This is a genomic window from Adhaeretor mobilis (genome assembly GCF_007741515.1).
GTDB lineage: Bacteria > Planctomycetota > Planctomycetia > Pirellulales > Lacipirellulaceae > Adhaeretor > Adhaeretor mobilis.
Window position 1 is genome coordinate 3603209 of record NZ_CP036263.1, and the last position, 12574, is coordinate 3615782.

General features: G+C 54.2%; 13 protein-coding genes. 3 read left to right on the forward strand and 10 right to left on the reverse strand.

Going from position 1 to position 12574, the window contains the following annotated elements; all coding sequences use genetic code 11:
* Window positions 1–220 precede the first annotated feature (220 nt).
* From HG15A2_RS14225 to HG15A2_RS14235, 3 genes are all read left to right on the forward strand, one after another.
* Complete coding sequence (locus HG15A2_RS14225; RefSeq protein WP_246117743.1) at window positions 221–1633, forward strand: ammonium transporter; 1413 nt, start codon at window positions 221–223, stop codon at window positions 1631–1633.
* Between the two features lie 428 nt (window positions 1634–2061).
* The gene (locus HG15A2_RS14230) at window positions 2062–2409 is read left to right on the forward strand and encodes a P-II family nitrogen regulator (RefSeq protein ID WP_145060858.1); all 348 of its coding nucleotides are present in this window, start codon (window positions 2062–2064) and stop codon (window positions 2407–2409) included.
* 162 nt (window positions 2410–2571) lie between these two features.
* Window positions 2572–3297 carry a 3-keto-disaccharide hydrolase gene (locus HG15A2_RS14235; RefSeq protein ID WP_246117744.1) on the forward strand — a complete coding sequence of 242 codons (726 nt, stop codon included), beginning with the start codon at window positions 2572–2574 and terminating at the stop codon, window positions 3295–3297.
* 80 nt (window positions 3298–3377) lie between these two features.
* On the opposite strand, the gene atpC is transcribed toward HG15A2_RS14235, so the two are convergent.
* The 10 genes from atpC to HG15A2_RS14285 all read right to left on the reverse strand — a co-directional run bounded on the left by atpC (window position 3378) and on the right by HG15A2_RS14285 (window position 11952).
* Complete coding sequence (gene atpC, locus HG15A2_RS14240; RefSeq protein ID WP_145060860.1) at window positions 3378–3782, reverse strand: ATP synthase F1 subunit epsilon; 405 nt, start codon at window positions 3780–3782, stop codon at window positions 3378–3380.
* 80 nt (window positions 3783–3862) lie between these two features.
* Complete coding sequence (gene atpD, locus HG15A2_RS14245; protein WP_145060861.1) at window positions 3863–5314, reverse strand: F0F1 ATP synthase subunit beta; 1452 nt, start codon at window positions 5312–5314, stop codon at window positions 3863–3865.
* Window positions 5315–5367: 53 nt separating this feature from the next.
* Window positions 5368–6252 (reverse strand): ATP synthase F1 subunit gamma, encoded by an 885-nt coding sequence (atpG, locus tag HG15A2_RS14250; RefSeq protein ID WP_145060862.1) that lies wholly within the window; start codon window positions 6250–6252, stop codon window positions 5368–5370.
* Between the two features lie 163 nt (window positions 6253–6415).
* Window positions 6416–7954, reverse strand: a complete 1539-nt coding sequence (gene atpA / locus HG15A2_RS14255) for a F0F1 ATP synthase subunit alpha (protein ID WP_145060863.1) — start codon at window positions 7952–7954, stop codon at window positions 6416–6418.
* 62 nt (window positions 7955–8016) lie between these two features.
* Window positions 8017–8673, reverse strand: coding sequence for an ATP synthase F1 subunit delta (gene atpH, locus HG15A2_RS14260; RefSeq protein ID WP_145060864.1), 657 nt, complete (start codon window positions 8671–8673; stop codon window positions 8017–8019).
* A gap of 26 nt (window positions 8674–8699) precedes the next feature.
* Window positions 8700–9353: a F0F1 ATP synthase subunit B gene (gene atpF / locus HG15A2_RS14265; RefSeq protein WP_145060865.1), complete on the reverse strand. Its 654-nt coding sequence runs from the start codon at window positions 9351–9353 to the stop codon at window positions 8700–8702.
* Window positions 9354–9425: 72 nt separating this feature from the next.
* Window positions 9426–9680, reverse strand: a complete 255-nt coding sequence (atpE, locus tag HG15A2_RS14270; RefSeq protein WP_246117968.1) for an ATP synthase F0 subunit C — start codon at window positions 9678–9680, stop codon at window positions 9426–9428.
* Window positions 9681–9787: 107 nt separating this feature from the next.
* A complete protein-coding gene (gene atpB / locus HG15A2_RS14275; protein WP_145060867.1) occupies window positions 9788–11089 on the reverse strand; it encodes a F0F1 ATP synthase subunit A in 1302 nt (433 codons plus the stop codon).
* Between the two features lie 11 nt (window positions 11090–11100).
* Window positions 11101–11565, reverse strand: a complete 465-nt coding sequence (locus HG15A2_RS14280) for a hypothetical protein (protein WP_145060868.1) — start codon at window positions 11563–11565, stop codon at window positions 11101–11103.
* Between the two features lie 81 nt (window positions 11566–11646).
* Window positions 11647–11952, reverse strand: coding sequence for an AtpZ/AtpI family protein (locus HG15A2_RS14285; protein WP_145060869.1), 306 nt, complete (start codon window positions 11950–11952; stop codon window positions 11647–11649).
* Window positions 11953–12574: the final 622 nt, after the last annotated feature.

Consider the following 12574-nt stretch of genomic DNA (forward strand, 5'->3'; position numbering starts at 1 on the left):
TTCTGCCACCCGGCCTCGTCGTTTCTGGCACGCAGGTTGCTTACCTGCTCCGCTGCAATTGCAGACGCACGTTTCGCAGGGAACGCGAAGCACGCGTCAAGAGAGTGTTTAAGTGTTGACGCGGTTGGCATGTTGCTGCCGCAGGTCGCCAAGGCGGTTTCTTGAAGATTCCATTGCGGCCAGATGTCCTTCTGCAAACTACAACGAAAAGGTACTGAAGATGTATTCTTTAATCGCGGAGCGTCGCTGGACGACGCTGCTGTTGGCGGCTGTGATGTCGCTGTCATTTTTGAGCCTTGGCTCCCCTTCCTATGCACAAGAAGGGGGCGAAACGGCTACGGTTTCGGAAACCGATGTCCTGGTAGAGGAGGTAGCTGAAGAAGATCTGGGCGTTGGTTATGCCCTGGACAACGCAGTGCTGATGTTCTGCGCTGTGCTGGTATTCTTGATGCAAGCCGGCTTCGCCATGGTCGAGGCGGGCTTCAATTCATCGAAGAACGCCGTCAATATCCTGTTTAAGAACTCGATGGACATCTGTGTCGGGGTCGTGCTGTTCTTTGCTTTCGGGTTCGGAATCATGTATCCCGGTGCTTACGGTGTCGACGTCGAAGAGAAACCGTACTTTGCCTTCGGTGGCTTTGGGCTCGATGGCTACGAAGCCACAATAGACCGTACCTTTAGCCCAGAGGTTGATTGGCTATTCCAAGCGATGTTTGCCGCTACTGCTGCTACCATCGTCTCGGGTGCTGTGGCCGGTCGTATGAAAGTTGGCGCTTACTTGATCTACAGTGCGATTCTGACTGGGCTGATTTATCCGATCAGTGGTATGTGGAAATGGGGCGGCGGTTTCTTAGCTCAAGAGGGTTTCCAAGATTTTGCTGGCTCCGCGGTGGTACATGGCCTTGGTGGTTTTGCCGGCCTTGCCGGTGCTATTGTCCTTGGTCCCAGATTGGGCCGATACGTCAACGGTAAGAGTATTCCTATGCTCGGACATAGCGTTCCTATCGCCGCTCTTGGCGTGTTTATCCTGTGGTTCGGCTGGTTCGGCTTTAACCCGGGCAGTCAACTCGCATTTCACGGCCTAACTGATAGCGGTGAACAGAATATCGATGTGGTCATGCACTGTGCGATGACAACCACCCTCGCTGCCGGTGCAGGCGGTTTAGTTGCCACGCTCCTGAGCTGGGGGCTATTCGGCAAGCCGGATCTCTCGATGGGCCTCAACGGCATCTTGGGTGGATTGGTCGGAATCACAGCATGTTGTGATTGCATGAGCAACCTACAGGCTGTCGCTATCATCGGCCCTGTTGCTGGTGCTTTAGTTGTTGCAGGCGTTTTGATGCTCGACAAGCTACACATCGACGATCCCGTGGGAGCCTTCCCAGTACACGGTTTATGCGGTGTTTGGGGTTGCTTGGCAATCGGCATCTTGGAAAACGATTACCTAACCAATGGCGACACATCATTGTGGATTCAACTGAAGGCCACGGTAATTATCTGTGGTTGGTCGTTTGTCACCATGTTCGTGCTGTTCTCCATCATGAAAGCTGTCGGCATCCTTCGCGTGAGCGAAGCCGAAGAGCAACAAGGCTTGGATATCAGCGAGCATGGCATGAGCGCCTATACCAACTGATAGCGACGATGACTCTCGCCGCTTGCGGCTTAGCTTCCAATCCGAGCTAGGTCGCAGGCGGATAAATCAAACTAGAAGCATTCGACTCTTGCCTGGGTCGAAAGAGAAGTCCCAACGGCTTGACCGCTGATTGCCGCCAAATACGCGGTCAAGCCGGGACTTCTTGCATACAACGGCGGCTCTCTAAGGGCCCCATTCTTAATTCTTTCGTCGATAATTCCTACGAGCTTCGTAAGTTGGCGAGATACCTCCAGAAGGATGCCCCAGCTTGCCCCGAGCGTGCCTAACCGCCTTAGCACGTTCGGGGCGGGGTGTCCTATGAGGTGAATAGGGATTAGGTTATTAGGTATTAGGGTTGAGTTGGTCGCCTCCGATGAAAGCTCCAGCTGTGCCCTATCACCTAATCCTCTAACCCCTATTCCCCTATCATGAAGCTCATCATTGCCGTTATTCAGCCGAACAAGCTGGAAGATGTGAAGCAAGCCCTCTCCGAAGTTGAAGTGGTACGACTCACCATTATGGACGTACAGGGCTTTGGTCGGCAGAAGGGGCAAACCGAGATTTACCGCGGACGCGAGCTTTCGGTCAACCTTCTACGAAAAGTGCAGCTTCAAATTGCCGTGAATGACGACTTCGTGGAAGCGACTGTCGACGCCATCTTGCAAGGTGGACGAACAGGTGACAGTGGCCAAATTGGCGACGGCAAGATCTTCGTGCTGCCGCTGGACGACTGCATCCGCATTCGCACTGGTGAGCGTGGTGAAGAAGCGATCTAGCCTGCTGAACATGCCATCGCAGTCTCTACCGTCGCGCACTTTTCGAGAATGCATCCCCATGCTTCGCTTAGCCTTATCGTTTCTTTATTCGTAACACCTCACCCGTCTGAAGAGTTACCTATTTTCCTTTGGCTCGATTTTCCCCACTTGGAAGTAAGTATTGTGAAACTCTATCGCACGCCAGCACTGTTAGTCCTCCTGCTGTTGGGAGCGTCGGAACTGTCCGCATCCGAACCGGCGAAGTTTGTTGACCTATTCAACGGCAAAGACCTGACCGGATGGGCTAACGTCAACACGGCGAAAGACACTTGGACCGTTCGAGACGGCCTGCTCATATGCAGTGGCCACCCAATTGGCGTCATGCGCACCCAGAAACAATATGAAAACTTTCTGCTCCACATCGAGTGGCGTCACATGGAAGCTGGCGGCAACTCGGGAGTGTTTGCCTGGAGTGAAGGGACGGTTCCGGCAGGGGCGAACCTACCGAAGGGCCTTGAAATTCAGATGCTGGAGCTCGACTGGGTTAAGCTGCATCAGAGTCCTGATGGCACGCTGCCCCCGATCGCGTATGTACATGGCGAGCTCTTTGGGGCGGGCGGATTGGAGACTGTCCCAGACAACCCACGAGGCGTCCGCAGTAAATCGATTGAGAACCGCTGCAACGGGAAGGGGCAGTGGAATGAATACGACGTGGTTTGCGTCGATGGGGTCGTCAAACTCTCAGTGAACGGGAAATTTGTCAACGGAGTAAGAAATTCGACAATCAAGAAGGGCTACCTGTGTCTTGAATCGGAAGGTGCCGAGATTCACTTCCGAAATATCCGAATCTTGGAGCTTCCCGACGGTGTCACGACGGAAGAGCAGCAGGCAGCAATCGTGAGTGATTGAACGAGTTCGGAGCGATCAGTCGGGAGAGCCCGCTTGCGGCTTAGCTGCCACAAGCGAACGGAGGTGAAAGCCAAAACGCTCTATTTCCGCTTCGCAACCCGCAACTGAGCTCGCAGCTGAGCTACGGACTTTTCACTTAGAGCAATTTGCTCGTCACCAGCGGAGACACTATGTACTTCAGTCAAAATTTCTTGAGCTAGCTCATCCGCTTTGAGCTTCGTCGGGAGCTTGGCCTGGTTAGTCAACACAGACACGACGTTGTCCGCAACTTGGACGAAGCCGCCATCAACGTAGAAGCGTTTTTCGCCCTCAGAAGTACGAATGCGCAACTCACCGTAGCCAAGTCGGCCGATCATCGGGGCGTGATGCTTGGCTACGCCCAACTCGCCATCAAACAGCGGAAGCGCCACGAAGTCTGCCTCCGTTTCGAGAACGGTTTCCTCAGGAGTCACGACGACGCAGCGGAGGTTTGAGGTTGTAGCCATAATTGTCTAGTTCGGGAGAATGCTACCTGACGGCTCTTTGGTTGGCCGATGCCAATCTTAACTTCCTAATACCTAACCTCCTACTTACCCTTAGCTTGCAACTTCTTGAACTGCTCTTCAGCTTGCTCGATCGCACCGACGTACATGAAGGCATCTTCGGAGAGGTGATCCCACTTACCATCACATATTTCTTCGAAGCTGCGGATCGTATCTTCCAGTGAAGTGATCTCACCCGGCTTGCCGGTGAACACTTCGGCCACGAGGAATGGTTGCGACAGGAAGCGTTCGATGCGGCGAGCACGATGCACGATCATGCGATCTTCTTCGCTCAGCTCATCCACACCAAGAATTGCGATGATGTCCTGCAGTTCGCGATAGCGTTGCAAGGTCGTTTGCACACGACGAGCACAGTTGTAATGCCGTTCGCCCACATATTGCGGATCCAGAATACGGCTCGATGAAGCCAAAGGATCCACGGCAGGGTAAATACCCTTCTCTGAAATCGAACGTTCCAGATAAAGGAACGCGTCGAGCTGGCCAAACGCGGTAGCCGGGGCAGGGTCGGTAGGATCGTCCGCCGGTACGTACACGGCCTGCACAGAGGTAATAGCACCGTTCTTGGTCGAGGCGATGCGTTCCTGCAGCGCGCCCATTTCGCTAGCGAGTGTCGGCTGGTAGCCCACAGCAGAAGGCATGCGACCCAGCAGCGCGGACACTTCCGAACCGGCTTGGGAAAAGCGGAAAATGTTATCCACAAACAACAAGGTGTCAGCACCCGTTTTGTCGCGGAAGTACTCCGCCATCGTGAGTGCCGAAAGTGCCACACGAAGACGTGCACCTGGTGGCTCGTTCATCTGGCCAAACACCATACACGTTTGATCGATAACGCTCTTGCCGGTATCGCCGATCTTGGCTTCCTGCATTTCCAGCCACAGGTCGGTTCCTTCACGCGTGCGCTCGCCTACACCGGCGAATACCGAATAACCACCGTGGGCACTGGCGATACGAGCAATCAACTCCGTGAGAATAACCGTCTTGCCGAGGCCAGCACCACCAAACAGACCAGCCTTACCACCACGCACAAACGGCGTGAGTAGATCGACCACCTTGATACCCGTTTCGAAGAGCTCGGTTTTGGTGGAGAGGTCTTCCAGCGGGGGAGCATCTCGGTGAATCGACCAGTGTTCGTCCGCCTTGACTTCGCCACGTCCATCGACTGCATCGCCAAGCACGTTGAAAACGCGACCGAGAGTTGCCTCGCCCACGGGAACGGTTACGGGCTGACCAGTATCGACACACTCTTGGCCACGAATCAAACCATCCGTCGACCCTAGTGCGATACAACGCACCCGGCCACCGCCCAGCTGTTGCTGAACTTCGCCCGTGAGATCGATCTTCACGCCCTTGGTTTCCGACTGAACCCTCAACGCGTTGTAAATAGCGGGGAGGCTGTCCTCGGCAAATTCGACATCGAAAGTCGAACCGATGATTTGAGTGATGTGACCAACGTTGTTAGCTGTTGCAGTTGCCATAAGAGTTGCTTGGCGCGGGTTGTGGGTGGTGAGTCAGTGTTTTAGGACGGCGATCAGTTCAGCGCTTCGACGCCGCCGATCAGGTCCATAAGTTCGGAAGTAATCTGCCCCTGACGGGCACGGTTGTATTGCATGCTGAGTAACTTGATGAGGTCGCCGGCGTTTTCGGTAGCACTCTTCATCGCGACCATGCGAGCGATCTGCTCGCTGACCGCTGAGTCGAGGAAACATTTGAAGAGCTTCACTTTGAAACTCGTCGGCACAACCTCTTCGAGGATACTCTCTGGCGAGGGCAGGAACTCGTACTGAGATTGTGCACCCTCGTCCCCACCGCCAGCCCCATCATCGTCGCCGATCGAACCGAGCGGAAGCAACGTTTCTACGGCGACTTCTTGCCGGGCGATGGTATTGAACTTCATGTAGACGACATCCAATCGATCGAGTTTCCCTAAGGTGTACTCTTCGAGGTAGCGATTAGCGATCACGTCGACTTCGGCAAAAGTCGGCTTGTCTTCAAAATGCGTGAAGGCTTTGTCAGGCATATGACCGCGAAATTCAAACCCTCCGATGCCTTTCTTACCTGCGAGTTCCAGCGTGCAATTGGGCACCTCCGCTTGGATTTCTTTCCAGCGTTTGAGCCCAGCACGAGTCAGGTTGCCATTGAAACCGCCGCACAGTCCGCGATTCGCAGTGAGGACCAGAAGCTTACCGTTGGTAATCTCTTCACGCTTTTCCAGCAGCGGGTGACTTACTTCCAGGCCTGTCTTGGTGAGATCGCGGACCAACTGAGTGATGCGTTCTGTGTAAGCCGTGGCTGCAGCGGCACGATCCATGGCTTTCTTGAATCGCGCAGTGGCGATCAACTCCATCGTCCGCGTGATCTTGCGGATGTTGCGGATCGACTTACGCCGTTTATCAAGTGCTCTGGAATTGGCCATGGTATTTCTTGTCGCGTCTGTGGCTCACTAAATTTCGCAAGGCAAAAATAGCCGCAAGCGAACAGCCCGCTGGTAATTTGCTTGCAAACCTCGACTCGTACTAAACCCTACTGGTAGGCACCGGCGACCTGTGACATCGCGGCTACTGAATCTTCTGGCGACACTATGCCGTCGCTACTGCTTCCTCGTCAGGAACGAAGTCGTTCTGCTGCTCGAACTCCTTGAGCGCCGTCTCAAGCTGCTCGATGATATCGTCCTTGAGATCGCCCGAGTCTGTGATCGCTTTGCCAACTTCCGGCTTTTGGTCGCTCATGAACTGCAGGAACTTCTTTTCCCACTCGTCGATACGTTCCACGGGTACCTTGTCAAGATGGCCACGAGTACCGGCATAGATCATGAACACTTGATCGACCACGCCGAGGGGCTGGTATTGGCCCTGCTTCAGTAGTTCCACCATGCGATAACCGCGATCGAGCCGTGCCTGGGTGGCTGGGTCGAGGTCGGTACCCAACTGGGCGAACGCTTCGAGCTCGCGGAAGGATGCCAAGTCGAGACGCAAACCGCCGGCTACCTTCTTCATAGCCTTAATCTGAGCGGCACCACCCACACGCGAAACCGAAATACCAGCGTTCATAGCGGGCTTAATGCCGGCGAAGAACAGGTCTGGTTGCAAGTAAATCTGACCGTCGGTAATCGAAATTACGTTTGTCGGAATGTATGCGGAGACTTCGCCTTCGAGCGTTTCAATGATGGGCAACGACGTGATCGAACCCCCACCGAGCGATTCGCTGAGCTTCGCGGAGCGTTCCAGCAAGCGACTGTGGCAGTAGAATACATCGCCAGGGAACGCCTCACGCCCTGGTGGGCGTCGCATGAGCAACGATAACTGGCGATAGGCCACAGCTTGCTTGGAGAGATCGTCATACACAACCAGGGCGTGACCGCCGTTGAACATGTACTCCTCTGCCATGGCCGTACCGGCGTAGGGAGCAATGTACTGCAACGGAGCAGGGTCGCTCGCCCCCGCTACGATGACAGTGGTGTAGTCCATGGCTCCCGATTCGCGTAGTTTCTCGACCACGCCTGCAACCGTCGATTCCTTCTGACCAATCGCCACGTAAAAACACTTCACGCCAGAATCGCGTTGGTTAATGATTGCGTCGATCGCGATGGCCGTCTTGCCTGTCTTGCGGTCGCCAATGATGAGCTCCCGCTGTCCGCGACCGATGGGTGTCATCGCGTCGACTGCCTTGATGCCCGTTTGCAGAGGCTCGCTCACCGGTTGCCGCTCGGCTACACCCGTGGCGATGACTTCCACATCGCGACGCTTGTTCGTGACGACCGGCCCCTTGCCGTCTAGCGGCACGCCAAGCGGGTCGACTACGCGACCCAACATCTCGTCGCCAACGGGGACACTTAGCAGCTTGCCCGTAGAGCGAACTTCCTCCCCTTCGTTGATCGCCAGGTAATCGCCCAAGATGATGATACCGACGGAATTCTCTTCCAGGTTAAATGCTAACCCGATTACGCCGTTGGCGAATTCGACCATCTCGCCCGCCATGACACCGGAAAGTCCGTAGACCTGGGCGATACCATCACCCACTTCCAGAACACGGCCGACTTCACGGACGTCGATTTGTGCGGAGTAGTTCTCGATCTCTTTTTGAATGACCGAGGCGATTTCGTCGCTATTAAATTTCATAGTTCTATGACTAGTAACAGGTTACTTATGACTAATTGTAATAATCGTAATATCCAATTTCGCTACTCAACGGTGCGATCAATAAATTGCTCAGGGTGCTGCTGGATTGCCTCGATGGCTTGCACAACCATGCTCTGATGTGACTTTTCCAGTCGGGTGCGGACCGAAGCGTCATACACCTTGTCGCCTACGCGAACCACGAACCCTGCAAGTAGGTCGGGATTAATGCTCGTTTCGACTTGTGGGTCAGCGCCGAGCACTTTGCCTAGCGAAGCGAGGATCTCGTTTTGCAGCGCATCGTCTATCGGCTTGGGCAATTCCAACTGTACGCGAACCTTGCCGGCGCGATCCTCCCACATCTCGAAAGCACTGCGGGCCACATCGCGGACCATCCCCAGGCGGCCATGTTTGGTCATGACCTTAAGAAGATTGAGCAGCGACTCGGAGGCTTTGCCGCTGAAAATATGGTCCAGCAGTTCTAACTTCTCCTCTTTGGAAATCAGCTCAGAGCGGAAGATCTCTTCCATCTCTGAGTGTTTCTCCAGGACATCGGCCACAACACTATTCAACTCTTCCGCCAACGACCCCTGAGCGGACAAATCACCCGCTGCATCCAAACCCGCTTGAGCGTAGACACGCGCGAGGCGTTCGGCATCGACGTCGAACACATTATCGTGCCGAGATTCGTCGAGTTGGAGTTGGTCAGACAAGTCTGCCATGAGTGACTCTAATCCTTGAAGGCGTGCTAATTGTTGCTGGCCAATTGTGCTAACGATTCGCGAACCAAAGCGGCTTGGCGATCAGCGGAGATATTCTCGCCGATCACCTTTCCTGCCATTTGAATCGCCAAGTTCGCGCTATGCTCAGCCAGGTTCTTCATCGCTTGGTCCGCAGCAAGCTCAATCTCGCGAATGCCACGCTGCTGCTCTTGTTCAGCGGCAGTGCGTGCTTCTGCAACGATTTGCTCTTTCGTTGCTTCCGCATCTCGACGCGCCTCTTCCAACATGGCACGCACTTCGTCAGCCGTACTGGCGAGCCTCGCTTCGTGCTCGGCAAGCAAACGCTTTGCTTCCTCGTGCTTGCCCTCTGCCGCAGCAATTTGGCCTTCGATGTGCTTCTCTCGTTCAACGAGAGCAGAACTAATCTTGGGCCAAGCAGCTTTGGCGAGAATGGCCAGCAAAAGCCAAAACACGACGAACGTGTAGACGGCCAGTTGCGTGCTCCACTCGGCGGGGCTTTCCAGCCCTGCGTTTGCGTTCATGTGACCTGGATCATCGGAAGCATGGCCACCGTGACCAGCGCCACCCGCATCCTCAGCTACGGCAGTAGTGGCGAGCACAGCTACCGTCAGCAGGAAGGCAAACACACGGCGCAGGCTGTGCGATACAAAGTTACTCATCGTAATCCTCAAGAAACAACCAGAGCCAAACCAGTCCAGGTCTTCACGCGGCGATCTCAGTGGAACCGAGACTTAGCTAGCCCAGGGATTCTGTTGCGAACAGATGAACAATGCGTAGAAGGTGAAACCTTCGATCAGGGCTGCCGCAATAATCATGGCAGTCTGAATGCTACCAGCAACTTCAGGCTGGCGAGCCATGCTCTCTAGAGCGGAGCCAGCCAACTTGCCGATGCCCATGGCAGCACCAAGTGTTACTAACCCAGCGCCAATCGCACCTGAGAAGCTAATCAAAGAATCACCTTCAGCCGCGGCGGCGGGCGAAGCCAATACCACTAGCGCAACCAAACTCAACGCAATAGTTTTCGTTACCTTAATCACGAAACCAACTCCTTATAGACTTTAACTTCCCCCGCTTGTCGCCAAAGCTGAACACCTTAATGGTGATGCACAGCAGAGCCAATAAACAGGGCGGACAAAAATGTAAAAACGTAGGCCTGCAAAAAGGCTACGAACAATTCGAGCACACTAAACAAGGCTGATCCGATAATTGCTATCGGAGCGGCGGTAAACCATGTTGAGGTTCCTGCAGCTGCAACTGCCAATCCCATAATCGCAAGCAGCACCAAGTGACCAGCAACCATGTTGGCTACCAGTCGAACTCCAAGCACTGCATGTTTGATGAATAGTCCCAACACTTCAATCAGGAACAACATGGGTACGATGGGAATCGCCAAAGGGAGCGGCAGGCCCATCGAAGGAACTTGATTCTTCCAGAAGCCGACAATCCCAAAGCGGATGGAACCGGCTACGATCACCGTAGCAAACGTAACCAGAGCCAAGCCCATCGTTACACTGAAGCTACCGGTCGGAGCACCCAGCCACGGGAGCATGCCTAGCAAATTACAGCCCAGCACGAACAAGAAGATCGTCCAAAGGAGCGGCACAAAGCGGTCTGCATCGTGCTTGCCAATGGCGGGGCGGGCGATTTCATCGCGGATGAAAAGCAGGAACGTCTCAAACATGTTCCAGAGCTTGCCCTTCGCGGGTCGCCCGTTCTCAACCTTCTTGGAGAGGCGGCTGAACGCCCAGACAATCGCTCCGGCAATGAGGAGCATCAGAATCATGAACTTCGAGATACCAAAGCCCGACTCGACTTGATAGTTGTTTTGCAACTTGCCGAACGGCTGAGGAATCAGGATCTTGCCGTCGAGGTGGTCGTTGTACTCACGAATCTTCTCGGCACCCCAAGCGGGCGTTTCGCTGTAATAGGCTTCCAGGTTCTCTGCCTGAGCCTTAGCCACACGCCAGTCTTCTTGGAGCGTTTTGCCAGAAGCCTCGCGCGAACGCCAGGCATCGCTGGTTTCGCCAACTTCCTCACCAGTCTCTTTATCAATTTCACTCTGCTGCTTGGAGAACCTGCCTAGTGCCAACTGTTCTTGGAACCAACTCTGGCTGTCGGCTTCTTCCAGGAAGCGATCAAACGGCTTGCCATGATGAGCTTTCCCATGGCGCCAATGTGCGTACTCTTCGGTCAGGCTTTCGAGAGTCGGAACGCCTTCCAAACCCTTCATCTCGCCGAGCGACTCGTACAACCGGAGCGCTTCCCAATCCTGATATCCAGAATCGTTACGCACGAAGTGACTGGGAAATTCTTCTCGCTTGGACTTCTCTGAGCGCCACAACTGCTTGGGCACTTCGAAGTAGAAGGTGTCTTTGATGTGTAGGAGATCAGACATGTCACCGAACGCTAGAGAGCGGCTCCGTTGGGCGATTGTTTGCTATCCAGAAAGCGATCGCTGGAGAGCGGGTCAACGGGCGGCTTCTCGGAGGTATCCTGAGCCTTCTTAACGAGCCCCATCAGGAGGGGTGTCTCAACGACCAGGCCGACTAGATAGAACACAAGAACAAGGCCGGCAAAGCCAGCAGCAGCGAGGCGTTCTGACATTTGCGGTACTATCACCAGCGACGCCAAGGGCAAGCCTAAGCGGACGAGCATTCCCATCAACAAGGCATTCAGGCGAGAATGAGCATCTGACGCTAACGATGTCAGCACTAACCCGATAGTCCCGGCCAGCCACACTACCGCTGCCGCCAAGCCGCACGAAAGATACGCGTCGCTACCATACTTTCCAGCGGTAACCCCAGCGGCGATTGCAGCAACGACCACGAAGACGATGCCTAAGATCAGTGCTGGTTTCCAAATGCCTGTCACAGAATTTTCGATTTGCCAAATGTGATTGGCTTGCGTGCTGAGCGGGTAATTATGCGGGGATCGTTAATCTTGCAATGCCGACTAGGCATCGCGATGTATTTTGTTTGCTTCGGTAGCTGACCCTGGGTCTAGCTTGGTCTCTTGTTGAGCCGACTTTTTCAAACGTAGTCTTCTCAGCTCAGCTTGTTTCGTCTGTGCAATCAAGTAAGCCATCCCCGCTATGAGGCCACCAGCAAAGCCAATGAGTACCAAAAAGCTGGTACCCAATTGCCCGTCGAGCCACTCGCCAAGGAGGCCTGGCACGACCATGAGAATGGCCGCAGCGAAGATTCGCCCAACCCACTGCATGGCGGCTGCCATGGGATGCTGAGGATCAGGCGATGCCATTTTGCGTTGCCATCCTCTCTCGCAGGGCCAATCAGTGGCTCGGGAAGTAACTCTCAACTGCTTACTTCATAAAGACTTACGAAAACCGCACTTACTGCACGAAGCTCTATTTTGCCGCCCGCAGTGACGTCTAATATTTACGTAAATCTCTATGCCAGAACAATTTATTTCGATCCTAGAGGAGTGTCAACGGCCCGCGGAATGAATTCGTGCATTTTTTCACAAAGTCTTGGATAGCGACGTAAATCATTGGATGGCAATGACTTAGAAAGAGTTTCTCGCGAGAGCATCGGGCCACCGACAGAGTTCATTGGCTCACTTCCACGAGGCGGTTGCCCCACTGCGGCATTCACCATCCCGTAAGTCAATTGTGCCAAAGCACTTACAGCAATCCAAGTGGCTAAAACGATTGCATTTTTGAGCATTTTCGTTAGGATAGGTAATTGTAGCCGGGGCAGCTTCTGACTGACCGTCTGTAGAGGTGGTCTGCGCGGGTAGTGCCAATGTCTTAATTGCATCTACCATCAGACGTTACTTCCCTCCTGAGTTACCACACAGCGGACGTTGGGTTGATGTAGTGCCTAGTGCATTATTTCTAGCCAATCAAAACACCCGCTCTCTG

Bases quoted from the DNA above. Each gene is read 5' to 3' on its own strand.
- atpH (WP_145060864.1), bottom strand. From the start codon at position 8,673: ATGGCAGACTTGTCTGACCAACTCCAACTCGACGAATCTCGGCACGAT.
- atpB (WP_145060867.1), bottom strand. From the start codon at position 11,089: ATGTCTGATCTCCTACACATCAAAGACACCTTCTACTTCGAAGTGCCC.
- atpA (WP_145060863.1), bottom strand. From the start codon at position 7,954: ATGAAATTTAATAGCGACGAAATCGCCTCGGTCATTCAAAAAGAGATC.
- atpD (WP_145060861.1), bottom strand. From the start codon at position 5,314: ATGGCAACTGCAACAGCTAACAACGTTGGTCACATCACTCAAATCATC.
- atpC (WP_145060860.1), bottom strand. From the start codon at position 3,782: ATGGCTACAACCTCAAACCTCCGCTGCGTCGTCGTGACTCCTGAGGAA.
- HG15A2_RS14285 (WP_145060869.1), bottom strand. From the start codon at position 11,952: ATGGCATCGCCTGATCCTCAGCATCCCATGGCAGCCGCCATGCAGTGG.
- HG15A2_RS14225 (WP_246117743.1), top strand. From the start codon at position 221: ATGTATTCTTTAATCGCGGAGCGTCGCTGGACGACGCTGCTGTTGGCG.
- atpG (WP_145060862.1), bottom strand. From the start codon at position 6,252: ATGGCCAATTCCAGAGCACTTGATAAACGGCGTAAGTCGATCCGCAAC.
- atpF (WP_145060865.1), bottom strand. From the start codon at position 9,353: ATGAGTAACTTTGTATCGCACAGCCTGCGCCGTGTGTTTGCCTTCCTG.
- HG15A2_RS14230 (WP_145060858.1), top strand. From the start codon at position 2,062: ATGAAGCTCATCATTGCCGTTATTCAGCCGAACAAGCTGGAAGATGTG.